The following is a 24,261-nucleotide window of genomic DNA, read 5'->3' as shown; positions in this document are numbered from 1 at the left end:
CATGCGAAAGGAAATCAAGACTCGATCTATAATCTTCTCTAGTTTTCTTTTGATGATCTTCTTCTCTTTTTCCATTTGGGGAGAAGGTCTGACCTATGAAAAAAAGGATCGTTTCTTCTTGGAAGAGAGGATGGATGGCTCTTCTCTTCTTCCTTATCTTTCCGTTTACCATGACGAAACAGGTAAAAAGTCATTTAAAGAAGTATTAAGAATATTCGACCAAGGAGGATCTGAAAAGATCTTCCAGAACAGTTTAGGATATTCTAAATCTGCGATATGGGTTCGTCTTCGGACGGAGAACCAAACAGATAAAGTTGTAAATTGGATCTTAGAAATAGATTATGCACTTTTAGATTTTGTAGATTTGTATTCTGGAAGAACTTCCGATTCTGCAATCAATCATTCAGGAGACTTGAGAGAATTCGGCACTCGCCCGATCGAGCATCGAAATTTTGCGTATCCTTTTTCGGACGAGCCTGACTCTAAAAGAGAGATCTATTTTAGGATTGCAAGTTCCAGCTCTATCCTATTGCCATTTCTGGCATTTTCTAAAAACGAATTTATAGAACATTCTTTTACCGAACAACTCGCACTCGGATTATATTACGGCTCCATGTTGATCATGGTGGTCTATAATCTATTTCTGTTGTTTTCCACTAAAGATAAAAGTTATCTATATTATGTTATTTATATATTAACTTATATACTCTTTCAGTTTACGTTGAACGGCCTTTCTTTCCAATATTTATGGAGAGGTTCCGTTTTATGGGCAAACTACAGTCTGCCGTTTTCCATTTTTTCAGTGATCTTAACTGCAGGTGCATTCAGCAGATCTTTTTTAAATGCTCCGGAATACACTCCTAAAACGTCCAAATTATATTATCTACTTTTTGCTCTTAGTTTCGGGGGGATGATCTCCACATTATTCCTTTGGGAATATAGAACTGCTATCATGAGCAGTTTGGTTCTAATGTTCTTTACATTAGGATTTTTAATCTCCAATGGGGTCCAATGTTTACTGGCGGGAAGAAGGGAGGCAAAATACTTCTTATTCGCTTGGTCTTCTTTTTTATTTTTCAGCTTTTTATTCGGCCTAAAATCTTTCGGGATACTTCCGAATAATTTTTTCACTTTGTGGGGAATACAAGTAGGCTCAGTGATGGAAGTAAGCCTTCTATCCTTAGGACTCGCTGATAGGATCAAAAGATTATCAGACCAATTGAAACAAAGAGTAGAAGAACTCGGAAATATACGGAACTACGCAGAAGAATCGGAAGCGAAATATAGAAGTTTATTCGAAGTAGAAGAAGACTTTCTATTCTCCTTAGACCAAAACTGGAATATTCTCGCAGCGAACAGATCTGTCTCCAAACATATAGGATTTAAACCCCAAGAAGTGATCGGCAAAAACTTTATGGAACTGATCTATAAGGCGGGTGAATTACAAGATGCGTACAAGAAATTATATGTATTAGAAAAATTGGAAGAACTTGCTTCCGAAGGAAAACCAGTTCGATTCTTAGGGGAATTCCTACAGAAATATTTAAGAGAACCTAAAGAGTTACAGGTCCAATTCCAGATTTTGGAATATGAGGGCCAAAGAGAAATTTTAGGAAGAGCTTTCGAACCTGACCAAGACTTGATGTCCAGGTATGTAGATGATGAAAAGACGGTTTACACTGCGAATAATTATTTGCAGAATGCAGAACTCTTAAGCCAAAGAATGACTACAAATTTGTACAGATTTGTGGATCCAGGAACGATTACTGCGATGAGAAATTGCCTAAGGGAAATGATCATCAACGCAATCGAACATGGAAATTTGAATATCAGCTTTGAAGAAAAAACAAGGGCGATGTCAGACGGAAATTATTTCAGGTTCGTTCAGGAAAGGCAAAAGGACCCTTATTATAAATCCAAAAAAGTAAAAGTAGAATATTCTCTATCCAGAGACAGGATAGGAGTAAGGATCACGGATGAAGGGAAAGGTTTTAATCATGCTAGGCTTCAAAAAAGTAGTATGGAAAAATTGAATTCGGAAGGGATCACTCATGGACGAGGGCTCACACTTACTTTAGCTACATTCGATCTGGTGAAATTTAATAGCACCGGAAACCAAGTCACATTAGTTAAATATTTTTAATATAGGCGGGAAAATGAAAATTTGGATCTTCCTCTTTGCAGTTACGATATTATTATTCTCGTGTGTTTCTTCGGGAGAAGTCAAAAAGAAGGCGAAAAATCCGAATGCAGGAGTGGCAACTATCGCCTCCGAACTTAAATACCAGTTTTTGTCTTCTCTCAAAGCTCAAGGCGGAAAACTGCCTGCAAGGCTTGCTATCTTAAATATAATCAATGAAAACGGGAGCAATTCCCAGTTAGGAAGACTAGTCACCGATAGACTTGGAAAAGAATTATTCGATCCTAAAACATTCCAATTGCTGGAAAGAGATAGGCTAAATCGTGTAATAGGAGAGCAGGATTTCCAAGCAAGCGGGCTAGTGCTAAACGATCAGATCGTTTCTATAGGGAAACTTTCCGGAGCGGAATATTTAGCTTTAGGGCAACTTGTTTTCCAGGATCAGGAATTTCTACTGAATATCAGGATCGTTTCACTGGGCGGAGTGATCTGCGCTACTGCGGATATTGTATTCGATTCGGACAACGAGACCTATTCTAAATATAAGGAATCCGTTAAATAGATAGGATCTTTCTTCTAAAAGTAGCAAAGAATGCTATAGTGAGCGGTCCTTTGTTTCTTAAGTAATTACTTGAAGAATACTTGCTGGTTCCTAATCTGTCTGTAAGTTTATGAGAGTCATCTTTCGTTTCCTGGTATTAGGTATTTTTCTTTTTTCCGTAACCAATTTGTATTCTGAGGTGCCTAAACATTCCGAGATGGACAAGACACTTCTTGTCACTTGGAACAAGACTTTTCCGGTACCTTATACAAAGATCCTAAAACGAGATCTTGCAGAAAAAGGGGTCTTGTATTATAGGAAAAATTCCAAAAGATCAGTGTATATTTATTCTTATATAGTCTTCCTTCCTTTGTATATGGAGCAGAATGAGAAGCCAGTGAAAAAGAACGATAGCGGAAGAGAAGTAAAACTAAAACTGATTTATGATCCTTCTTCCAAAGAAGAAAAATATACGATTGAATTGGGCGAGTTTGACGAAATATACGATGCGAAAGGAATTATAAGATGGATTCGATGATCACAGAATCTGAAAAATTAGTTACGGAAAAAATGTTAGGAGAAGGACTTTCTCGAGAGTTCATTTCCGATTTTATCTCCAAGATCCAAGAAGTCCGCAATGGAGAAACAGGGATCGTAAAATGGGAAGAAGTCGGGGATCTGGACCCGAGCAAAGACGAGATCTCTTTAGAAAAGATAGAATCAGAATATCCAGGTGATCCTAAATTTTTGAAAGAATTAGTAGTGATCAAATTGAATGGAGGCCTTGGGACCAGCATGGGGCTTTCCGGACCGAAATCTTTAATAGAGATCAAGGATGGAATGAGCTTCTTAGAAGTGGTCTGCAAGCAGGTAGAATACATCCGACAAAAATATAATTTAGAAGTTCCTCTCATCCTGATGGATAGTTTTAGCACCCAGGATGAAAGCCAAGAAGAGCTTAAAAAGATCAAATTCTCACAAAATTATCCCACAAGTTTCTTACAACATAAGGTGCCAAGACTAGTCGTTCCTGAACTAAAACCTCTGGAAATTTCTAAAGGAAATTCAGAAGAATGGTGTCCTCCTGGCCATGGGGATATCTGGTTCACTCTTTTGGAAACAGGACTATTAGATCGACTTTTAGAAAATGGATACAAGGTAGCATTCGTTTCTAACGGAGATAATCTAGGCGCAACTGTTCATCCTGGAATATTAGAATATATTCTGAAAGAGAACCTGGACTTCTGCATGGAGATGACTCCTAAAACACTCGCTGACAAAAAAGGTGGAGCAATTTTCAGAAGGATCGTTGGCGGAGAAAAAAAGAACTTACAATTATTAGAAACCGCTCAGGTGCCTTCAGATCATATGCATGAGTTCGAGGGATTAGGTAAATTTAGAACATTCTCCACTAATAATCTTTGGATCAGATTAGATGTGCTAAAAGAAAAGTTACTCGAAGGTTCTTTCAAACTATCATTGATCGTAAATCCCAAAAAGGTAGAAGGGAAGGAGGTCCTACAATTAGAGACTGCGATGGGATCTGCCATCCAAAACTTCTCCAATACGAAAGGTCTCATCATTCCAAGAGATCGTTTTGCTCCCGTAAAAAAATGCGAAGACTATCTAGTCAGGCGTTCTGATGCCTATTCTTTAAATCCGGACTTCTCCGTTACTATGTCGGAAGAAAGAAAGAAGGCAGGCCTCGGAGAATTAGTTATCTCATTGGATGAAACATATTACAAGAAGGTAAGAGATTTTACTGATCGTATACAAGCCATTCCTTCTTTAGTGCGCTGCACCTCCTTGAAAGTAGAAGGAGATATTTTGTTTGATAAGAAAGTAATTCTAGAAGGAGATGTTATATTGGTAAACCCCGGACCAGGGCAAAGAAAATTGTCCGAATTAGGTGTGGATCGAATCTCGAACGATAGTTTACGTTTCCGCTTTACATAAAACAACAGTCGTTTAAAATCCAGTCCACGGGCTTTCGAGTTGTAAGCCTATCCTATGCCGATTAATGTCGCAAACGAAATGACCGATGCTTATAACTTAAAATTAAGATCCTTCGATATGGGGGATCTGGAACAGTTTAAGACGGTATTCATTAATGAAAATCGTGGAAAGCCAATCTTCCTCCTCAGATTTCAAAATATTTCCACAGTTTCCCTAGTAGAATTCATACAATTGATCCCTCAAAGGATCTCAGACATAGAACCTTCCCATCGTGAATTATTTCGTTATTATGCCTATGGTGATAAAAAGAACCTACTGATCGGAGTTGCACCTTTAGACAATTCAGGACCAGTCAGTCTTGCTAATTTTGATGCAGCCATGGGAAGGTTCCATGACCAAGCGATCCGGACCGGAGCTCTCAATTTTGATTTCGGGATCGGAAGAACCCAGTGTAATTTTATTTCCTATGTCGAAGAAATCTTCAGAGAGTTGGAAACTTCTTCTTTAAAGAATCTTAAAGATAATTTGGTTCGTTGGAGTTGGACTTATCTCAATCGTGTAAACGATTATTTCGCAAGCGAACGTGCGGACGCGGTTATCCAGCCGATCATTCATTATAATCATAGGGACCATACATTCTCCATGAAAGGTGGAGAAGTTTTTGTGGGAGGAGAAGCTTACGCAGGTTACGCGGATCTAATCCGGGATATTCCTCATGACCAAGATCTGAATAGGATAGAACTTCTGATCTTAGAGAAATTGATCATGTCCTGTAACGGTTCTCCCGGACTTCTAAAATTTAATATTTCTCCTCAGACTTTAATCGATACATTCGATACGGACGAGAAGGTTACCCGCTTTCATGAACTTCTTCTGAAACAAAACCTGAATCCTCAAAATGTTCGTATGGAGCTGATCGAAAAACCTTACGAAGAAGGGGAGGCAACTCTTAAGTCTGTATGTAGAAGATTCTGGAATTTCGGGATCAGTTTTGCTGCGGATGACTTCGGGGTAAAGAGCCAGAGTCACCAAGTTGTTTTGGATTTAGGAGAGATGATCAAAGAATTTAAATTGGACCCGATCAGTTTTAAATTCAAAGCGGACCAGGATTTAACTAAGTTCTTGGACAATCTTGCATTCATAGATTATTGCAGAAGACTTTCCGATAACAGGGAAGCGATCATCACTGCAGAAGCTTTGGAAGATATTGATTCCTTAAACTTCCTCATCACTCACCAAGTATATTATTTCCAAGCCAATCTGTTCTGTAAAAAGATCTGGATCCAAGACTACCAAGAACGTTTTAAAGAAATGCAAAAACTTCCAGAAACGGCCGTTACTAAGGTCCTGAGTTCGCCTGAGCTTACCCAAAGATTGAAAGAAGTGGGAAATATTTTCGTTCTAGCTAAAGAAGTAGATCTGTTTTAGTTTGTAGGAATTCCAACGGGGTTGGGTTTCCCCACCCTTGTTCTGGGTGGGGGCCGGTACGGTGGTACCCGCAAAAAGTCTTCGATGGAACGGAGGGTGTTGATTTGGTCGAAGGTCTCGTTTGACCTCGACTTTCTCGGTCACCGACTCAGCAAAGCTGGTCGTCTTCTCGCTCCTATTGTCGCTGCGAAGGGGGGCCGGTGCGGTGGTACCCGCTCGACAACAGCTTCCATATCACAAATTCATAAAAAATCAAGTAGATCTTTTACTGATTTCTCATGTTGGAATTCCAACAAAAAGATTGGGCGGCCCGCCTCGCTTGGCTCGGGTCGCGCTGCTACGATTTCGCTATCGCTCATCCCGGGCGAAGCCCGGGACTAAAGATCTTCGCATCGCTGCCGCGGCTACTCTTTCAAGAAATTCAATGTCGCCTTTTGATTGATAATCCCATTATCTTTTAGAGTCACCTGCAGAGCATCTCCAGCATTCTCGATCTCAATTCGGAACTTACCTTCTTTGTCGATGATCGGGCTATTCTCTACGTATCTTCCTTCGAAAATTTTCTGCTTATTGAACTTCACAACGTAGTTCACATTGTCTTGGCTTTCAATTTCCAGAAGAACTTGGTTCACACCTTTGGAACCGTCCCAAGACATAGCAGTCCAAGGTCCTTTAAACTTTTCTAAACTAGAATCTCCTCCGAAGGAACGCATTACCTTTGCAGGTTTTGCTTGGGAAAGGACTGCGGAAACGGGACTCGCCTTATCACTTTCTCCACCCAAATCTGTTTTGGAAGTTACTGAGTATAAATACAAAATTTCTTTTTCAGGCACATCCGCAGTAAAGTTTGTAGTCTTTTCATTGGTTCCGGAAACGAAATCCCAAGAGGAAGCCCCTCTTTTTTTACGATACACATAGTATTCGTTGGCTCCTTTTACGGAGTCCCATTTTAAGGAAATTTTTCCCGTTTTGGTATCGAGTGCTCCCTTTAGATTTGCAGGACTAGGAAGTTTTGCCGCTCTATGCTTATTCGGATCTATGTATCCATAAGCATAATCGGAGAATGGTCCGGATTGCCCGTCCTTATTCACTGCGGCCACAGCATAAAATGCATATTGCCCATTTAACTTTTCGTCAATGAATGCTTCTTTTGCTTCTTCTCCGATTTTTGACCAAGCGCCGCCGCCGAATAATCCACTCACATCATAACGATAGACCAGATATTTAGAAGCACCTGAAACCTTCTGCCATTGTACTTCTATTTTACTATTATATAATCCTTTTGTAGCGGTAAGCCCGAAAGGTTTCGGCGGTTTGGCCTCTGACTTCAAGGTAAACCCTGACGCTGCATCGGAAGCATCTCCGGTTTTACCATTACTGATCGCAGAGATTACATAAAATTCAGTTACTCCGTTCTTAGCAGCGGCGTTGTCGGTATAGTTGGTATTTTTCACTCTTCCAACGGAGAGATATTTTTTCTGGATGGAGTTCCATTTATATACGTAGTAATCTGAAACCCCACTTATAGATTCCCAAACTAGATCGATCTTATTCGGATATTGTCCTTGGCTTGCTTTAACTCCTACAACTTTAGGAGGAGCTTTCGCTTCTTCTGTTTTTGCATAACCGATTGCTTCTCCATCGGACAGATCGGAAGAATCAGTATCGGTTAGAGTTGCGACCTTATAAGAGTAAGCGATATCCTTTTGGATCCCGTCGTCGGTAAATCCGTTGGTTTGGGAAAGTCCAACTTTAGAAAAAGAAGAATCTCCCGGTCCTTTTCTGTGGATCTCGTATCCGATCGCAAGTGGGACAGATGCCCAGGTTAAAACTACTTTATCTGAAAAAGAACCTTGAGTCGCTGCGATTTCTTTAGGAGCAGTCGGTTTTACTTTTTCAGGAGGAACCGGTTTCACATCTGTTGCAGGTGTAGTAGTGGTTGTTGTGTTCGTAGTAGTTGTAGGCGCAACATCATCTACAAGAACGAAAGCGGATTGGCAAACCTTGGTGAACCATCTATAATCGATATACCCGTAACCATCATCTCCCCATTGAGTGGACCAAGAGTTAATAAATTTAAATACACCTTTTGAATCGTCGTACCCTACGATCGCGATCGCATGTCCGCCGTAGGTTTTTCCGACCCCTTCTTTATAAACTTCTTTTCCTTTTAGGTTCATAAAGTTTTCATAAACTAGAATCCCTGCCACGACAGGCCTTCCGAGTGCAAGTTGGTTTTTCAATTCGTTAGGATCTGTTTGCCTAATCCTTAAAAACTCTTTTGCCTTATAAGAAGATGCCACATTAAAAGCGTCTTGAGGGGGGCGAGCTAGATAATCTCTTTCGTTATAAGGCATAGAAGACCAAGGAGCGGCCCCTTTTTCCACAACAAGACGCATCGCATCCGAGATCAAAGAGCCGTTATCCCTTCCTCCATTGATCTGGTTATAGATAAATGCAGGTGAGAATATGTTAGAATAGTTTGGCGTTCCGGAAGAATCGCTTAGTTTCCAACCTCTGTCCTTCCTTTCCATATATTCCTGGAAGGATTTAGTGGCATAAGCAGTGGACCAAGCCACACAAGAACTCTGTTGTCCTTGGTCTCCTACAGGAGGCATGTACCGTGATAGATCTACAGAAGAAGAAAGTCCTCTATGAGAGATCCTGTTCGGATTAGCTTCTTTGAAAGACGCTAAAAGTTCCGCCGGTTCTTGTTTCATTCCCAAGCCGGGAGGTGTTTGGGAGAATAGGCTGCCCGTAGATAGTAAAAGTAATAGAGCGGATAATAAACGTGAATTCAGTTTCATCTATTTGTCCTTTAGTTCTTAATTAAAGATAAAATGTTTTCTTCTAGCTGTTTGTTGTATTCTCGGAAAGCGTAAGGGTGTGGTTCGTAAAGTCCGATCACCTCGGATTCGACACCTTTGCTATCCTTTACTTTTTTCTTAATTAGAAAAAGTATATATTCTCCCTCTTGAGGGGCCGCCTTCAACCATTTTCCGAATAACTCCGGAAAGATCAAAAATGCGATATCGAATTTTTGAGGGAGTTCCTTTCCTCCTTTTAAGGATTTTAGGATTTCTACACTTGCAGTGACTGAAATAGAATTAGAAGAGATCTTACTTTCTTTCACATTGGAAAGTTTTGCCAAAGCGATAAAGTTGGAAGAATTCACCTGAGATTCCAGACTGGGCGGTGGTGTTAATGCTGAAATTGGCGTGATGAATAATAGGATCAGTACGAATACGACCGATACGAAACGTTTTTGCATTTGGAATAACTCCGGAAACAATTTGTTAACGCGGCTTTCCACTTTACTTCCGATCTGGGGCCTTTTTCAAGAATTTTCCTTTCTAAATGGGGTTTAGGATATTCCAATTTTTGGGAAATACTTTACTAGAGATGGTATTTTAAAGGATTTTAGGGAACTTCTTTTGCTCGGACGAGTAGAGAAGGCAGATCTATTGAATCCGGTTTTTCCGGAATTTTAGGAAAGATACCTCTGATCTTGGGAGAATCGTCCACCCAGATTAGTGCGGTCTTATATTTCATATCTCCGCTGTCAGGTTGGATATAAGCTTGGATCCCGAATGATCTGGCTAACTCCAATGCTGCACTTGAGCTTGCAGGTTTTAGTAAAAGTATCTTCTCACTTAGTCTGCCGAATCTATCTTGTAGATCTTTCTGCTCGTCTTTTTCTGGAGTTAAACTGATAAATACAAATTGGGAATCACCCGGCGCGGATTTATCAAACCACTGGACGAATTTCTCCACTTGATCCAGATCGTTTTTAGAAGAGTCTAAAGATCCGAAATATAAGAAGTTTTGTTTTCCAAAGAATATAGATTGGATTGAAACGCTCTCTTGTTTATCCGCGAGAATTAAGGTTTCTTCCGGGACATCCTTCTCGGCTTGGATCATTCCAGTATTGGAATGAGAAAAGAAGAATACGATGATCAAACTGGCAATTACGCCGGTCATAAAAAATTTCCAAGCCCCGGATTCCATCTCTAGTTACAATGGACGAAAACTAAGCGGAAATCCGCAGCTATATTCTTAGAATATAGCCTTGAATATATAAGGAATCTTATTCAGAAAAATATTTCCATTGTGTAAAATATGGAAATATTTAGGCGGTTTGAAACGTCGAGATTAGTTATCGTCCAGTTCGAAATGGACAGGCACTCTATGGTTCATACGAGTAGGTCTTCCTTTCGCATAACCGGGGCTCCAACGAGCTAATCGGATTACTTTAACTGCGGCTTCTTCGAAACCGTATCCGCGAATAGAAGATTTGATTACCTTCGCATTGATCAGATTTCCTTTTTCATCTACCTGCACTTCCAAGTAGATCATCGCATCGGAAATACCTTGTGCGCGAGCATTCTCTGGAAAATAATCTCTCAATGAAAAATCGATGATCGGAGTAGGGGCCTTGTCTCCATAAAAAGCGAATAAGAATCCGTCTTTATCAGTACCTTCTCCGCTGATCTCATTCTCTTTGATCTCGTTCGGGTCTGGATCTTTTCCTTCTTCGTTGGCACCTTCTACCCATTCGTTTGGATCTTTATGAGTAGGAGAAGTTTCTCCACCGAGTAATTCTGGAGGAATATCTTGGATATCTACTTCTACGTTCATCTCCAATTGTTCGGAATCTACGAATTCCTTTTCTTTATGAGTGATGTAGTAGTAGGTTAAAAACAGAAATAGGTGAAAAGCAAGAGAACCATAAACACAAATCTCCCAAAGAGAAAGTTCTTTGAGTTTTTGGATTACATCAGTTTTTACTTTTTCCAGAGTAGGATTCATTTCTCCGGATCACCTTTTAACGGATAATGCGATTTGGTGCACGCCCGCTTTTTTGATCTTTCCCATAGTTTCTGCTATTTTTCCGTATGGAAGGGAAGAATCAGCGGATAACGTGATCCTCATATTTGGACGGATCTTAGTCTCTCTCTGCAATTGAGCTTCGAGTCTCGGGAAATCTGTTTCATTTCCTTCTAAGAAAATTTTTCCATCTTTAGATAATGCTACCTGAACGGTTTTGGCTAGATTCGCATCCACCGCATCCGCTTTAGGAAGATTGATATTGATGGATTCTTTTTTTAAGAAGTTCGCGGTAACCATGAAGATTACTAAAAGAACTAAAATAACGTCCACCATCGGAGTAATATTGATACTGCCGATTTCTTCTCCGTCGCCGGAAGAACTTTGACCTGCCATAAATTCTCCTTTCTAGAAATCCTCGGTTTAACCTTTCCGAGACAGGCTTGCTAAAAATTCTTTGGAAAGAATTTCCAGATTGGATTGGATGATTTTCAATTTTCTGGTGAAGTAGTTATTTGCCATAACCACTGGAATCGCGACAGCAAGACCTACCGCAGTTGCAAGTAGTGCTTGTGAAATAGTTCTCATTACTACTTCTCCAGCTGCATTCCCCAAAGTTCCTAATTTATAGAATGCACTGATGACTCCGAATACTGTTCCTAACAGTCCGATAAATGGAGCGTTGTTTCCCAAAGTGTTTAAAATAGAAAGTCTAGTTTCGAAACCGACTCTTTCTCCGATCATCTTTCCTTCCATCAATTCACCCAGGCTTTCTTTTCCACCTTTGGAATGTTCGGAGGAGAAGTCAGCGAATCTTGCGTAAACATTCTCCGGATAATTTTCTGAAAATTTAGGAGCTCCGGAAAGATCTCCCTTTCTTGCGGTTTGGATGATTTCAGGTAATACGAAGGCGGAGTCTTTCGTATTTTTAACGAATATGATCGCTCTTTCTACTACAACGGCTACTGCAAGAACACTTGCGATCGCCATGATCACGAAGATCGCCGTTTCCATGTACCCAATAGCATTTTCAAAACTCATTTTATTAGTTCCTTCTTAATTTCTGTTTTTTTGTCTGATACGATCCCAGTCATTCTGTTTTTGTTCCGAAATTTCGGACTTAAAGTTCTGGTTCTGACGAATAAAGTTCTTTGCAATTTCTGACACAATTGAGGGTTTCTATTCCGGAATTAGAAATTAGGATTTCGGAACCTTCTCCACTACAATCGTTTTCAGATCCGACCCTGGACCAATATGCCTCATTACAATTGAAGATACATTCTTGGGTTTTCGAATCTAAACTAGACATCTGTTCTTGCGCCAATAATTGGCCGCAATAAGATTCGTAACTCTTTGCAGTTCCTCCGGAGAATAATCCGGAAATTTCAGCTTCTTCCGTTCCGCTTAGATCGAAGGAAGTTTTTAAACAATCTTCTGCTTCTTGCATGGAAGACTTACAAGCTGCGGATGGATTTGCGGAATAATTTAAGAGAGATTGTAAGACAAGCGTACTTTCGTTCGAAGCTTCCGGAGAATATTGGGAACAGTATGAGAATATAACTAGGGCTGAGAATAATCCGAGCCAGTGTGTAGTTCCTTTTCTAATACTCCGGATGTTCATTAGAACTTAACCTCGATACCCACGTTGAAGAACGGAATGATCACACCACCTGGCAAAGGAATTGTTCCGAATGTCGGGCTAGGACTTGGGTTCGTTTTGGAATAAGGTTTCGTATTATCGAAATCCTCTCCACCTACGTTCTCCCTTAGGTATACGTTTACTATCTCCAGGAAGGTATTTACATACCCCCATTCATAATTGAAAAATCTATCGAAACGAATGTCAAGTCGATGATAAGGCTTTAACCTACGACTATTGATATATTCTCCGAGGGCAGGGTTATTGGCATATTGAGGCACCCAATAGGTTTGGCCGTTTGCCGGGTTACTAAACCTTCCCCCGTCATCCCCTACAATAGGTGTAAATGGCCTGCTGGTCAAGTAGGACCATCTGGCACCGAACTGCCACTCTTGGCTCCATCTCCAACCGAAGACCATATTGATCACGTGGGTCCTGTCGTAGTCGTATAATGTCTCTTTAGAATTCTTATAAAACTCCGCTGCGATCTGGGTTTCCTGCGCACTTAAAGGAGCCGAGCCCGGATCAGGAGTGAATATATTATTATTTCTGAATGTTTGGGACCAAGTGTAGGTAATCCAACCAAACCAGTTCCTGGTTCCTGGGCGGGAGTTCTTACGAAGTACTAATTCGTAACCTCTAGACCAACCGGTTCCGCTATTCGAATAATTCAGTTTCTTGTTTGCGATATAAGGTTGAGCGATCCTACCATATGGGTCCGGATTTGTCCCGATCGGGTCAGTGATATAAGGATCGTCTACAATCAAGTCGGAGTATTCTTGTTTAAAGATCTCCCCTTTGATCTGATAATCTCCTGCCAGAAGTTGTTCGATACCACCACCGTATTTGAATACTTTTTCGAAATCTAAATGCGGGTTCCCACTATCCTTATTGAATCTAGTATCCAGAGGGAAGCGGAAGAAATTTCCCCCACCTCCGAAGATGGTAGTTCCTTGTCCGAACTTATAGGAAGCCTGGGCTCTCGGACCGAATGCGCTATTGTTCACGTAAGGAATATAATCGTATCTCATTCCCGGTTCGATCTGTAGACCGCCGAGTTTAATCTTAGTAGTTAGATAACCGTTATAATATGATCCTTTCGCTTTGATATCCGTGGGGATAGTAGTGAAGTCAGGGCTTTGAGTATCATAAGGATTCGGACTTAAATTATTCGGATCTGATTGTATGATACTGGAACCGGTAGAATAATAATTTAATAATCTGTATTCTGTTCCGAACTCAGCGCTAAAATATTTATTCGGATCCCAGAAAGCATCCTGACGCACGCCGTTATACGCACCGCTTGCTCTATTCTTTCCTTGAATAGAACCGAATGAAACGTTAAAGTCCGTGAACGGATCATAACTGATAAGTGTTACTCGATTCGAGAATGTATTGATTGGCTTCCAAGTATAACGTAACGCTTGTGTTCTAAATCCTTGTCCCGAGGAAATACTTGCACCTGCAAATGCAGCAGTCGCATCATTGGCAGGGTCGTTCTGGTATTTAGCAGGAAGATTCGCTGCGAAATCATCTTTAGAATAAAAAGAATGAAAAGAGAACTGGTGATGTTCATTAAAATTATGAACAAACTTTACCTGAGAGTCCACGAACCTCGGAAGTCTTAAACCTTCCGGAAAGTCAGCGCCTAATGCAGAAGTTAAACCTTGTACAAATCTATCCAAGTATCCTACACGAGCGGAAGCGATCAGATAACCTTTTCCACCGAAAGTAGGGCTCATATAACTGACACTACTGGACCAAGCGGAGATGATCAGGTTTTTCTGAGACTTGTCTACCTTGTCCACTGTATCAATATGAATGACCCCGCCCAATGCGTTATTAAAATTCGAAGGGAATACACCAGTATACACGTCGATCGATTTGATGAGGTTTGCGTTTACCACAGCGCTCAATCCATCAAAGTGGAATGGATAGAGGATAGGAAGATCATCCACTAAATATAAGTTTGAGTTCGGATCGGAACCCCGGATCACATAATTGTTTGCTCCACCACCAAATGCTGCAGAAGGAACCACGCCTGGAATCGTTTCGAGTGCGCGTAACGGCTCCCCGAAAGTTCCAGGCATTCTTTTGATCTCTTCGTATTTGATCGTTGTCCTGGAAAGAATAGGTTTATCTCTTTCTGCGGAAACTGTGATTGTACCCTTGGGCTCTTTTGTCTTAGGAGATGCTACGGAAGAGTCAGAACCTGAATCCGTATAAAGAGTAACTGTTTGGCCTGAGGCTTCGACGTTACCTTTAATATCCTGCATATCTTCTACTCTTAAGATACGGAAAGTATAAATACCAGGAGAAGGTACTACGGCGTCGAAATAACCTTCTGCATCTGTTTTATAGATCTTTTTGGTTTCAAAAAGTAGAACCTGAGTCTTGGATTCCCCTTGGTTTTTTTGTCTGGAGAATAACCTGGCTTTAAAGGTTACTTCTGCAAACAGATCCAATGGAGCGATTGCCGCAAGAAAAGCGATTTTGATCAGAACTTTTTTTAACTTCATGGCAATTTAGGATCCACAAATACATCTTTAAAATTCAAATACCAAGGGATCTCTCCCGCGGGTTTATCATAATAGATCCAAAGACAAACTGCCGGATAGGATATGAAAGGGCAGTCCGCTTTAGTGATAGCGATACTACAAAGATCTAGGTTCCTTCTCTGCACATCTCCAATTGCAGCTGGGAAATTTGCCGGGATGGGATCTCCACATTTTTTAGAAAGATATTCTGCTGCAGCATAGATCTGGCTGTTTGCATCTCCTTGCGGAACAGTATCTTCACGAACACAATCAACTAGTAAAATATAAAAGAAGCAGAATACAAATAATCGGGTTTTCATCTTTTACCCGCCTCATTCGGAGTTGTAGAAGGAGAGCCGATCACTGTACCCTTAACTTTCAAAACACTTATCGTACCGACTGGAAAGAATAGGTGAGTCTCTTGCCAGTATTTTACCTTGATCAAACTTTTCCCTCCCGGGATCTTTTGAACTGCTTCACTAAGTGCATAATCCATATTTAATGGATTGGTGACAGGAATAAGTCCGAACAAAAAGAAAACGGAACTTTCTCCGCTCGAAACTCCTAACTCCATATAATCTTTGGAACGAATGATTGTAGCAGAATCAATGAGTTGCGTACTAATCACCCTGCCTCCTACATCGGATCTGTCGAACGTACCTGAGCATGAGTATATAGTAAAAATTGTAAAACAAGACAGAATGATAGATCTGAGAAGAATCATATCGTTTTAGAATTAACGGCCTTTCTTTTTGGGATCTAAGGTCTCGTCTTCGAATTTGATCGCTTCTGCAGAGATATGAAGACGGTTTACAGTTAAGAATACAAAGATGGATTTATCTGTCCAATAGCGGACATTGATTAGAGCATCCGCTTCTTTTTCCTTCTTCAATTCATCTAATAATTGATCAATAGGAGGTTCGCTTAAAGGAATTCCAATAATTGCGATATCGAATGTGAACCAGTATTTTGTACCTTCTACAGGAGAAACCACCTTATACTTTTTATCCGCTACAGGAACAGTGCTAGTTGCAAGTCCTGCGCTAGAAGTTGCGCAAGAGATGGTAGATATCGCTAACAGAATCGATAAGACTAGTCCAGAAATACGAGGTTTCATGTTTTTTCCTTTTCCAATAACCGACTCAGGTCTAGATCAATTTCTTGTTAGAGCGGAGGCGTTTCGCGATTGAGGTTCAATCTTTTGTATCCACCATCAATCTCCCAAAAGACATATTTTCCAAGAAAAAAAATTCCATCCGGAACCAGAATCATAGTGATGTGGTCGGGACAAACATCGTTTAGGAGGGGGATTATATTACAAAACCGTGATTGTTTGGTTTCGCTGGATATTTAAATTTGATTATAGTCCGTCCCAAAACCTAGGTTATCGATAAGTAGTTAGTCTCGGGCTTCAATAACCTGGACCTATTGGTCCAGGTTATTATCTTCGTTCTTATAATATTTCACAAGCTTACGAGCAGTTTGATAAGAGCCTGCCAGTCCTTCGGTTACAAGTTCTTCTGCTTTATGGAAATCATTTCCTAACTTAGAAAAGAAATCATCTAACAACATAGATTGAACAGATTCATGTAACCAGTGTTTGGCCTGTTCTTTTCTTTTTTTATCTAGGTAACCTTTGTCTTTGATAGCTTGTATGAAGTTTAAAATTTCAGTCCAGATCTCGGAAATCCCTTCTCCAGTAACCGCCGAGCACGTTCTAACTTCTGTTTTGATACCTGATTCATGAGCAGGAAGAAAGTGAACTGCGGAAATTGTTTCTGCTTTTGCACGATTCGCTCTAGCAGTATTTTCTCCGTCCGCTTTGGTAATTGCGATCAGGTCCGCCATTTCCATGATCCCACGTTTGATCCCTTGCAATTCGTCTCCTGCTCCAGCTATTAAAAGAAGAAGGAATATATCCACCATGGAATTGACCGCCGTCTCCGATTGTCCAACGCCAACGGTCTCCACAAGTATGGTATCAAAACCTGCGGCCTCGCATAAGAAGATTGTCTCCCTAGTTTTACGTGCGACCCCACCTAAAGAATCTCCGGAGGGAGAAGGACGGATGAATGCTTCTTTTTTACGGGAAAGAATTTCCATTCTGGTTTTGTCCCCCAAAATGGATCCTTTAGATAATTGTGATGTAGGATCTACTGCAAGTACTGCGATCTTTCTACCTTGTTCGATCAGATGATTTCCGAAGGATTCGATAAATGTACTTTTACCTACACCTGGAATACCAGTGATACCGACTCGGATACTTTTGCCGGAATGAGGTAAACATTTTTCTAATATAGCTTCCGCCAATTCTTGGTGAGAAGGTAGGGTGCTCTCTACTAAAGTGATTGCTCTACTTAATAGAACTATATTTCCAGATAGAATTCCTTGGGAAAAAGTTTCGGCATCCGGAAGGCTCTTCTTTTTGATAGAGCCTCGGATTTGGGCTTCTTCTTTTCCCTCGGTCTCGGGCATAGTAAGCTTAACCTTCTACACTCTTGATCAGAAGTTCTAGGATTTCTGCGCCTGCTTTGGAGATCTTAGTTCCAGGTCCGAAAATGCCGTTCACTCCAGACTTATACAAGAAATCATAATCTTGCTGAGGAATTACTCCACCTGCGATGACTAGGATATCTTCTCTTCCTAGTTTTTTGAGTTCTTGGATCACCTGAGGAACTAAGGTTTTATGACCTGCTGCGAGGCTTGAAACTCCTAGGACATGCACGTCGTTCTCGATGGCTTGTTTTGCTGCTTCTCCAGGAGTTTGGAATAGAGGGCCTATATCGACGTCGAATCCCATATCTGCAAAGCTTGTTGAGATTACTTTTGCACCTCTATCATGTCCATCCTGTCCCATCTTAGCGACCATGATCCTAGGCTGTCTTCCTTCTAACTTTGCGAATTTTGCGGAGAGTTCTTTTGCCTTTTTGAAATCCGGATCATCCATGATTTCCTCCGAGTACACTCCTTTGATCATATGAGTGACGGATTTATATCTGCCGAAAATTTTCTCCATAGCGAAAGAGATCTCGCCAAGAGTTGCCCTTTTTCTAGCTGCATCTACAGCAAGTGCAAGCAGGTTTCCATTCCCTGTTTTAGCACATTCAGTAATTGCTTCTAATGCTGCACTCACTGCGGCATTGTCTCGGTTTTTTTTGAGTTCATTTAGTTTACGGATCTGAGATTCTCTCACCGCAGTATTATCGATATCCAGAATATCCAAAGGATTTTCTTTAGAAGGGCGATAACGATTAATACCCACAATTACATCTCTACCGGAGTCGATCCTTGCCTGCTTACGTGCAGCGGCTTCTTCTATCCTCATTTTAGGAATTCCGGTCTCGATAGCTTTTGCAATACCGCCTAGTTTTTCCACTTCTTGGATAAGCTCCCAAGCTCTTTCTGCGAGTTGAGAAGTTAAAGATTCGATATAGAAGGAACCACCCCAAGGATCCACAACTCTGTGGATATTCGTTTCTTCTTGTAAATAGATCTGAGTGTTTCTTGCGATCCTTGCGGAGAAGTCGGTAGGAAGTGCGATCGCTTCGTCGAGCGCGTTTGTATGCAAAGACTGAGTGTGACCGAGCGCAGCAGCGAGAGCCTCAATACAAGTTCTTCCTACGTTATTGAATGGATCCTGTTCTGTTAAACTCCAACCGGAAGTTTGGCAATGAGTTCTAAGTGCGAGAGACTTGCTATTTTTAGGATTAAAAGTTTTTACAAGTTTTGCCCAGAGAAGTCTTCCCGCTCTCATCTTAGCAATTTCCATAAAATGGTTCATACCGATTGCCCAGAAGAAGGAAAGACGAGGAGCAAAACTATCCACATCCATTCCAGCCTTGATACCTGTGCGTAGATATTCCAACCCATCCGCCAAAGTATAAGCGAGTTCTATATCCGCAGTTGCTCCTGCTTCCTGCATATGGTAGCCTGAGATGGAGATGGAGTTGAACTTAGGCATGAAGTCAGTGGTATATTTAAAAATATCCGCAATAATCCTCATGGAAGGTTCAGGAGGATAAATATAGGTATTTCGTACCATGAACTCTTTTAAGATATCATTTTGGATAGTGCCTGAAAGTTGTTCCGGTTTTACTCCCTGTTCTTCCGCAGCTACGATATAAAAAGCGAGTGTTGGAATTACAGCTCCATTCATTGTCATGGAAACTGACATCTGATCTAAAGGGATCTGATCGAAGAGTATCTTCATGTCCAGAACCGAATCGATCGCAACTCCAGCTTTTCCTACGTCACCTAAAACTCTTTCATGATCTGAGTCGTATCCTCTGTGAGTCGCTAAGTCGAATGCAACAGAAAGACCTTTTTGTCCTGCTGCTAAGTTTCTGCGATAGAATGCGTTGGATTCTTCAGCGGTGGAAAATCCTGCGTACTGACGGATTGTCCAAGGTTGTTGGACATACATTGTAGAGTAGGGTCCTCTTAAAAAAGGAGGAATTCCTGCGGCATAATCTAAGTGTTCCAAAGATTCTACGTCTTTAGGAACGTATACCGGCTTAACAGGGACTTTTTCAGGAGTATTCCAAATCGTTTCTTCTAATTTAGAAAGTCCTAATTCGTCCAAGGCCTCTTTGGACCAGGATTCGAATTTAGTATCTCCTGTTGCTGGAGTTCTGTTAGGGGAGAATGTAGGTCTTTTCATTGGATTCCCAGCCTTTTTTGAAGATCGGAAAGTGTTTCTAATAGATTGGATCGAACATGAAGGAATCCGTTCACACCTGCGGATTCCAGTTCGGGAAGAATTTCTTTTGGATAACCGGCTACATAAGCAAGCGGTTTGGATTTTAATTTAGGAAGAATATCCTTTACATAAGATGTTACTTCTTCGTCGGAACTACAGAAGACTATCATCTGAGGATTTTCTTTCTGGATACCTGCAATCGCTTCTTCGGAAGTTTCATAACTTCCCGGGTCGATTACGTTAAATCCAGCACATCCTAAGAAGTTTAAAGAGAAGATCGCTCTTGCCTTTTTCATTTTTAAGTCTCCTAAAGGAAGAAGGAGTACTTTAACGGAAGTTTTGTTTTTGGTTTCGTAGTTTTCCGTTTTCATACGGATCTCTTCGATTGCATCTCCCGCAAAAAACTCAGGAAGTGCAGTCACTTTGAGTTCGTTAGGAGTAGAAGAGAGAGAAGGAGACTTGATATTTTTATTTAGATCTTTGTTTTGGATCTTATCTTTAGAATTCGGATATTGATTGGTTCCAAGGAAGATCTCTTTACGAGTAGAGTAGTTTTCTTCCTTCTTCTTTCTGGATTCCAAAATTGAAGATTGGATCTTACCGGATTTTAGGCATTCTAAGAATCCTCCATCCTTCTCCACTTCAGTAAACAATTTCCAAGCTTGCTCAGTGATCTGATCGGTAATCGTTTCTATATAATAGGAACCCGAAGAAGGATCAGCAACCTTATCTAAATAAGATTCATGTTTTAGAAGCAGCTGAACGTTTCTTGCGATCCTAAGAGAGAAAGAATCCGCAGGTTGTAATAGATGATCGAATGGGAGAACATTGATTACCTCGGCGCCGCCGATCGCAGCAGAAATTGCCTCAGTGGTTCCTCTTAAAATATTATTATGAAGATCGTAGATCCCATAATTATACCTTGCAGTTTCCGCTTCTATAAACGGAAGAGAAGCCTCTCCCTTATCGGAAGAATAAGAAGAAAATATCTCCGCCCATAAGGTTCTTGCTGCTCTGAACTTTGCTATCTCTAAGAAATAATCAGGACCGATCGTAAATTGGAAGATTGTCTGAGAGTTAACTACTTCTGGAGAAACACCTAATTCTCCTAAACGATACAAGTATTCGGAACCGAGCGCCAAAGTATAAGCGAGCTCTTGGACAATTGTAGAGCCGCTATCTCTAAATGTAGAAGAATGAACTGTCAGTGCTCTGAAATTTTTCCATTTACTTGCAAGTTCGGTTAAGATCGGTTTTAAAGTTTCCGGGCCGTGACCGCCCGAATGACCTTGTCTTGCAAGAATTCTGTAAGGATCGTAACCGAGTCCCCCCACAAGAGTTTGGTTTTTAGGAAGCCAGGAATAAAGTTCAGGAGATTTCTCTTCTGCTACAAAATGAAGAGTGATCTCGTTAAGAGGTAAGCCTTCCAATAAGAAAGCAAGATCCTTTTCATTTTTGATTTGGATCCCTTTTCTGCCTGAACCGACATCTGCGAGCACGAGTCCCAGAGCAGAAACTCCATTGGAGATTGCTTCTACTGCTAATTCTTTTGCGGTTTTTAGATCAGGAGTATCGATGTCCTGTCTGATACTCCAATCGTTTGTAAGTTTGCGGGTAGATCTAAGATAAGGAAATTTTCCGGGAAGATTGGAAAGGAGCCATTCCTTTCCTTTTAGATTTTCTTTTCTATAAAACGGCTGGATCTTAAATCCTTCTTGGGTTTCCCAGACCAGTTTTTTTTCGAAGTCCGCGCCCTTTAAATCCTTCTGGATCAGGTTCGTCCATTCTTCGGTAGAAACCGGTGGAAATTCGGAGAAAAGTTTTTCTGATGCCATTCGATTTGCCGTCAGGCTCCTTCTTTTTTCGTTTTAAGATAATGAGGAATAGAAGCGAGTATGGAAAGTGTTAGAGTTCCTACAATCACCACCAAGGAGATCTCGATAGAAACATGGATCACTCTTCCAAAAACATATCCGGAAAATGCAGGAAGAAGAAGTTTTACTCCTACGAAAGCAAGTAGAAGTGAAACACCTTTTTTTAGGTGTACAAACAGTTCCATTACTCCTCCCAAAAGGAAGAATAAAGATCTGAGTCCTAGGATCGCGAATACGTTAGAAGTATAGATAATAAAACTATCTTGTGTAATGGAGAATATCGCAGGAATAGAATCGATCGCGAAAAGAATATCGCTAAATTCCACAACGATCAGGATTAAGAATGTAGAAGTAAAAAGAGTCTTTCCATGTTCTTTTACCAAAAACTTTTCCGGATGGAATGTTTTGGACATTGGAAGAATTTTACGAGCGTACTTCAGAAGTTTCATTTCCTCCGGATCGAAGTCCTCTTCTTCATCGTGGAAGAACATTTTCCAAGCGGAGTAGAGTAGTAAGAATCCGAAGATATAAAGTATCCATTCAAATCTGGAGACTAGTTCTGCGCCAGAGAAGATCATCGCTGCTCTAAAGATCAATGCGCCTATGATCCCCCATTTTAAGATCATGGGTTGGTACTGGGACTGTATCCTGAACTTTGCAAAGATCATGATGAACACAAAAAGGTTATCCACGGAAAGAGAATATTCCAGAAGGTATCCCGCTAAAAATTCCAGGGTCTTTTGTTTTGCGAGACCTGGGTTAGTCGGATCTTCGTGAAAGATATAAACTAAAAGAGAAAAACTGAAAGCAAGAGTTACCCAGAACAAAGTCCAGTATCCCGACTCTCTGAGAGAGAGTTTATGGGCTCTTTTATTCATTACGAATAGGTCCAAATAAATCAAAAGGCCTACTACAACGGAAAAAATAAGAAAAAGTGTAGAATCTTTTTGGCTAAACGAGATCATCGCAGCTTCCGAGGCCCTATTTGGGCCTTTGAAAGACAGGTTCCTCGGTTTGGTCTGGAAGACAATCCCAAATCACCGGGTGTTTAGAGATTAGGAGCTCTTAATGATTTATATTATATTCCCGATTCTGGCCCTTGTTCATTTGGGAGTTCTATTTTTAGGCTCGGACATATTTCTAGTTCGTTTGATTTCCAAAATTATTCCAATTCTATATTTAATCGCGTTAAGTGTGGGCGAGGGAAGATGGAAAACCCGTGCAGGAATTTGGCTCGGGATTGGTCTCGTATTTTCACTCGGGGGAGATACAATCCTAGCTTTCCCGGACAAATATTTTGTTTTCGGTTTGGGCAGTTTCTTAATTGCTCAGGTAGCGTATTCCGTTAGCTTTTCTTGGGGAAATCCAGTACATTTCTTAAGATTAATCCCTTACGTTATTTTTGGTGCTTCTTATTTTTATTGGCTTCTTCCCGGGATTGCTCCTGCGTTGACCATTCCAGTCGCGGTTTACGTTTCCGCAATTTGTGTGATGGGTTGGAGATCCGCAGCTAGAGAAGTTTCTTCCAGAGACAGATGGCTTGGAATTTTAGGAGCGATCAGTTTTATCATTTCCGATTCTACCATCGCACTCGGACAATTCACTCCGAATAAACTTCCGTTCCATGGAGTTTGGGTGATGTCGACGTACTATTTAGCTCAATTTTTAATCTATCTTTCTCAAGAGGAAGAGGAATAAAATAGAAAAAATATTATTGAACCAACTTGAAAATCCTCTAGAATTGTCGCGACCGGAGTATGCAGAATGAGTATTAAACCTTTAAAAGAAACTACATTTTTGGAAGCTGTTGCAGCTGCGATCCAGCATGAGAAGGACTACTTCGAATTTTACATGGATACGTACGAAAAACTTCCTCCGGGAAGAACTAGGGAATTATTCGAAAAACTCGCTGAGGAAGTGGATGAACATATTAAATTCATCCAAGAGATTTACAGAGTGGCAGAAGGAGCTGAACTTCCTAACTTAAAACAATTGGCCGCCATCCATAAATTCCACCAAACCACCATCCAGAAGATCATGAATAAGGTGGAACGAACTATCACCGGTTCCGGTTCTAAGGACGCTCACGAGGCATTGGAGCTCGCAATCAGAGAAGCAGAGAATTCAGTAGCATTCTACGAAAAGCTTACCACTAAATTCGAAGATTCGAATATTAAACTATTGTTTTCTAAGCTCATGGATTATAGCCATAATTACCAGTCTTTGCTCGAAGCTGAATTAAATACATTCGATCAGACTCGTTCTGCAGGAGGCGCATACTTCTGGGACGAACAAGCTGAAGAAGTAGCAAAGGCAGTAGGAAATTCTAAACCGAGCAGTAAAAGTTCTAAAGGATTAAAACCTTCTAAACCTGTCAAAAAAGCCGCGGCTAAAAAAGTAGTGAAGAAGGCTGCACCTAAAAAAGCAAAAGTAGCAGCTAAGAAAAAACCTGCCCCCAAAAAAGCAGCTCCTAAGAAAAAGGCAGCCAAAAAGAAAAAGTAAGAACTAGAAAACCGGGAAACATACGATTCCCGGTTTTGCTTTGCAGGCCTAAGAGTTTAAACCTTTTGAAAGAAGTTCTTAAAAAAGAAGTTTTCCCTCCTAAGGATAGATCCAATCT

Annotated in this window: 22 protein-coding genes; 7 read left to right on the top strand and 15 right to left on the bottom strand. The window is 40.8% G+C overall.

The window, feature by feature from the left end; translation table 11 throughout:
- Position 1: 1 nt before the first annotated feature.
- The 5 genes from EHO65_RS07950 (at position 2) to EHO65_RS07930 (ending at position 6,065) form a co-directional block, all read left to right on the top strand.
- On the top strand, positions 2-2,143 hold the full coding sequence (locus EHO65_RS07950) for a 7TM diverse intracellular signaling domain-containing protein (RefSeq protein ID WP_135773587.1): 2,142 nt from the start codon (positions 2-4) through the stop codon (positions 2,141-2,143).
- 13 nt (positions 2,144-2,156) lie between these two features.
- Positions 2,157-2,702 (top strand): CsgG/HfaB family protein, encoded by a 546-nt coding sequence (locus EHO65_RS07945; protein WP_135773586.1) that lies wholly within the window; start codon positions 2,157-2,159, stop codon positions 2,700-2,702.
- Positions 2,703-2,811: 109 nt separating this feature from the next.
- On the top strand, positions 2,812-3,219 hold the full coding sequence (locus tag EHO65_RS07940) for a hypothetical protein (RefSeq protein ID WP_135773585.1): 408 nt from the start codon (positions 2,812-2,814) through the stop codon (positions 3,217-3,219).
- Complete coding sequence (locus EHO65_RS07935) at positions 3,207-4,637, top strand: UTP--glucose-1-phosphate uridylyltransferase (RefSeq protein WP_135773584.1); 1,431 nt, start codon at positions 3,207-3,209, stop codon at positions 4,635-4,637. The genes EHO65_RS07940 and EHO65_RS07935 overlap by 13 nt, the downstream gene beginning before the upstream one ends.
- A gap of 78 nt (positions 4,638-4,715) precedes the next feature.
- Entirely contained in the window at positions 4,716-6,065 is a 1,350-nt protein-coding gene (locus tag EHO65_RS07930; protein ID WP_135626996.1) for an EAL domain-containing protein, read from the top strand.
- 404 nt (positions 6,066-6,469) lie between these two features.
- Here the strand turns inward: EHO65_RS07930 and EHO65_RS07925 are convergent, their stop codons facing one another.
- The 15 genes from EHO65_RS07925 to EHO65_RS07855 form a co-directional block, all read right to left on the bottom strand.
- Positions 6,470-8,872 carry a C1 family peptidase gene (locus EHO65_RS07925; protein WP_135773583.1) on the bottom strand — a complete coding sequence of 801 codons (2,403 nt, stop codon included), beginning with the start codon at positions 8,870-8,872 and terminating at the stop codon, positions 6,470-6,472.
- Between the two features lie 11 nt (positions 8,873-8,883).
- Positions 8,884-9,336, bottom strand: a complete 453-nt coding sequence (locus EHO65_RS07920) for an LIC_20196 family exoprotein (RefSeq protein ID WP_135773582.1) — start codon at positions 9,334-9,336, stop codon at positions 8,884-8,886.
- Between the two features lie 149 nt (positions 9,337-9,485).
- A complete protein-coding gene (locus EHO65_RS07915) occupies positions 9,486-10,046 on the bottom strand; it encodes an SCO family protein (RefSeq protein ID WP_244243477.1) in 561 nt (186 codons plus the stop codon).
- Between the two features lie 171 nt (positions 10,047-10,217).
- On the bottom strand, positions 10,218-10,874 hold the full coding sequence (locus EHO65_RS07910; RefSeq protein ID WP_086445817.1) for an energy transducer TonB: 657 nt from the start codon (positions 10,872-10,874) through the stop codon (positions 10,218-10,220).
- A 9-nt stretch (positions 10,875-10,883) separates the two neighbouring features.
- The gene (locus EHO65_RS07905; protein WP_100710793.1) at positions 10,884-11,288 is read right to left on the bottom strand and encodes an ExbD/TolR family protein; all 405 of its coding nucleotides are present in this window, start codon (positions 11,286-11,288) and stop codon (positions 10,884-10,886) included.
- 27 nt (positions 11,289-11,315) lie between these two features.
- Entirely contained in the window at positions 11,316-11,933 is a 618-nt protein-coding gene (locus EHO65_RS07900) for a MotA/TolQ/ExbB proton channel family protein (protein WP_008588785.1), read from the bottom strand.
- A gap of 79 nt (positions 11,934-12,012) precedes the next feature.
- Positions 12,013-12,513, bottom strand: coding sequence for a hypothetical protein (locus EHO65_RS07895; RefSeq protein WP_135773580.1), 501 nt, complete (start codon positions 12,511-12,513; stop codon positions 12,013-12,015).
- On the bottom strand, positions 12,513-15,050 hold the full coding sequence (locus EHO65_RS07890) for a TonB-dependent receptor plug domain-containing protein (protein WP_135773579.1): 2,538 nt from the start codon (positions 15,048-15,050) through the stop codon (positions 12,513-12,515). Before EHO65_RS07890 ends, EHO65_RS07895 begins: the two co-directional genes overlap by 1 nt.
- Entirely contained in the window at positions 15,047-15,388 is a 342-nt protein-coding gene (locus EHO65_RS07885; protein WP_135773578.1) for a hypothetical protein, read from the bottom strand. The genes EHO65_RS07890 and EHO65_RS07885 overlap by 4 nt, the downstream gene beginning before the upstream one ends.
- Positions 15,385-15,792: a hypothetical protein gene (locus EHO65_RS07880; protein ID WP_135773577.1), complete on the bottom strand. Its 408-nt coding sequence runs from the start codon at positions 15,790-15,792 to the stop codon at positions 15,385-15,387. The genes EHO65_RS07885 and EHO65_RS07880 overlap by 4 nt, the downstream gene beginning before the upstream one ends.
- A 12-nt stretch (positions 15,793-15,804) precedes the next feature.
- Complete coding sequence (locus tag EHO65_RS07875; protein ID WP_135773576.1) at positions 15,805-16,185, bottom strand: LIC20211 family lipoprotein; 381 nt, start codon at positions 16,183-16,185, stop codon at positions 15,805-15,807.
- A 308-nt stretch (positions 16,186-16,493) separates the two neighbouring features.
- Positions 16,494-17,543: a methylmalonyl Co-A mutase-associated GTPase MeaB gene (gene meaB / locus EHO65_RS07870; RefSeq protein ID WP_135773575.1), complete on the bottom strand. Its 1,050-nt coding sequence runs from the start codon at positions 17,541-17,543 to the stop codon at positions 16,494-16,496.
- Between the two features lie 7 nt (positions 17,544-17,550).
- Positions 17,551-19,728, bottom strand: coding sequence for a methylmalonyl-CoA mutase (scpA, locus tag EHO65_RS07865; protein WP_135773574.1), 2,178 nt, complete (start codon positions 19,726-19,728; stop codon positions 17,551-17,553).
- Positions 19,725-21,602 carry a methylmalonyl-CoA mutase family protein gene (locus EHO65_RS07860; protein ID WP_135773573.1) on the bottom strand — a complete coding sequence of 626 codons (1,878 nt, stop codon included), beginning with the start codon at positions 21,600-21,602 and terminating at the stop codon, positions 19,725-19,727. Before EHO65_RS07860 ends, scpA begins: the two co-directional genes overlap by 4 nt.
- Positions 21,603-21,613: 11 nt before the next feature.
- Entirely contained in the window at positions 21,614-22,606 is a 993-nt protein-coding gene (locus tag EHO65_RS07855) for a TerC/Alx family metal homeostasis membrane protein (RefSeq protein WP_135773572.1), read from the bottom strand.
- Between the two features lie 103 nt (positions 22,607-22,709).
- Here EHO65_RS07855 and EHO65_RS07850 point away from each other — a divergent pair, with 103 nt between their 5' ends.
- On the top strand, positions 22,710-23,339 hold the full coding sequence (locus EHO65_RS07850; protein WP_135773571.1) for a lysoplasmalogenase: 630 nt from the start codon (positions 22,710-22,712) through the stop codon (positions 23,337-23,339).
- 66 nt (positions 23,340-23,405) lie between these two features.
- Positions 23,406-24,143 (top strand): ferritin-like domain-containing protein, encoded by a 738-nt coding sequence (locus tag EHO65_RS07845; RefSeq protein ID WP_135773570.1) that lies wholly within the window; start codon positions 23,406-23,408, stop codon positions 24,141-24,143.
- The last annotated feature ends 118 nt before the right edge of the window (positions 24,144-24,261 follow it).

The organism is Leptospira andrefontaineae, from assembly GCF_004770105.1.
Lineage (GTDB): Bacteria > Spirochaetota > Leptospiria > Leptospirales > Leptospiraceae > Leptospira_B > Leptospira_B andrefontaineae.
This window is presented reverse-complemented; position numbering and strand designations above follow the sequence as displayed.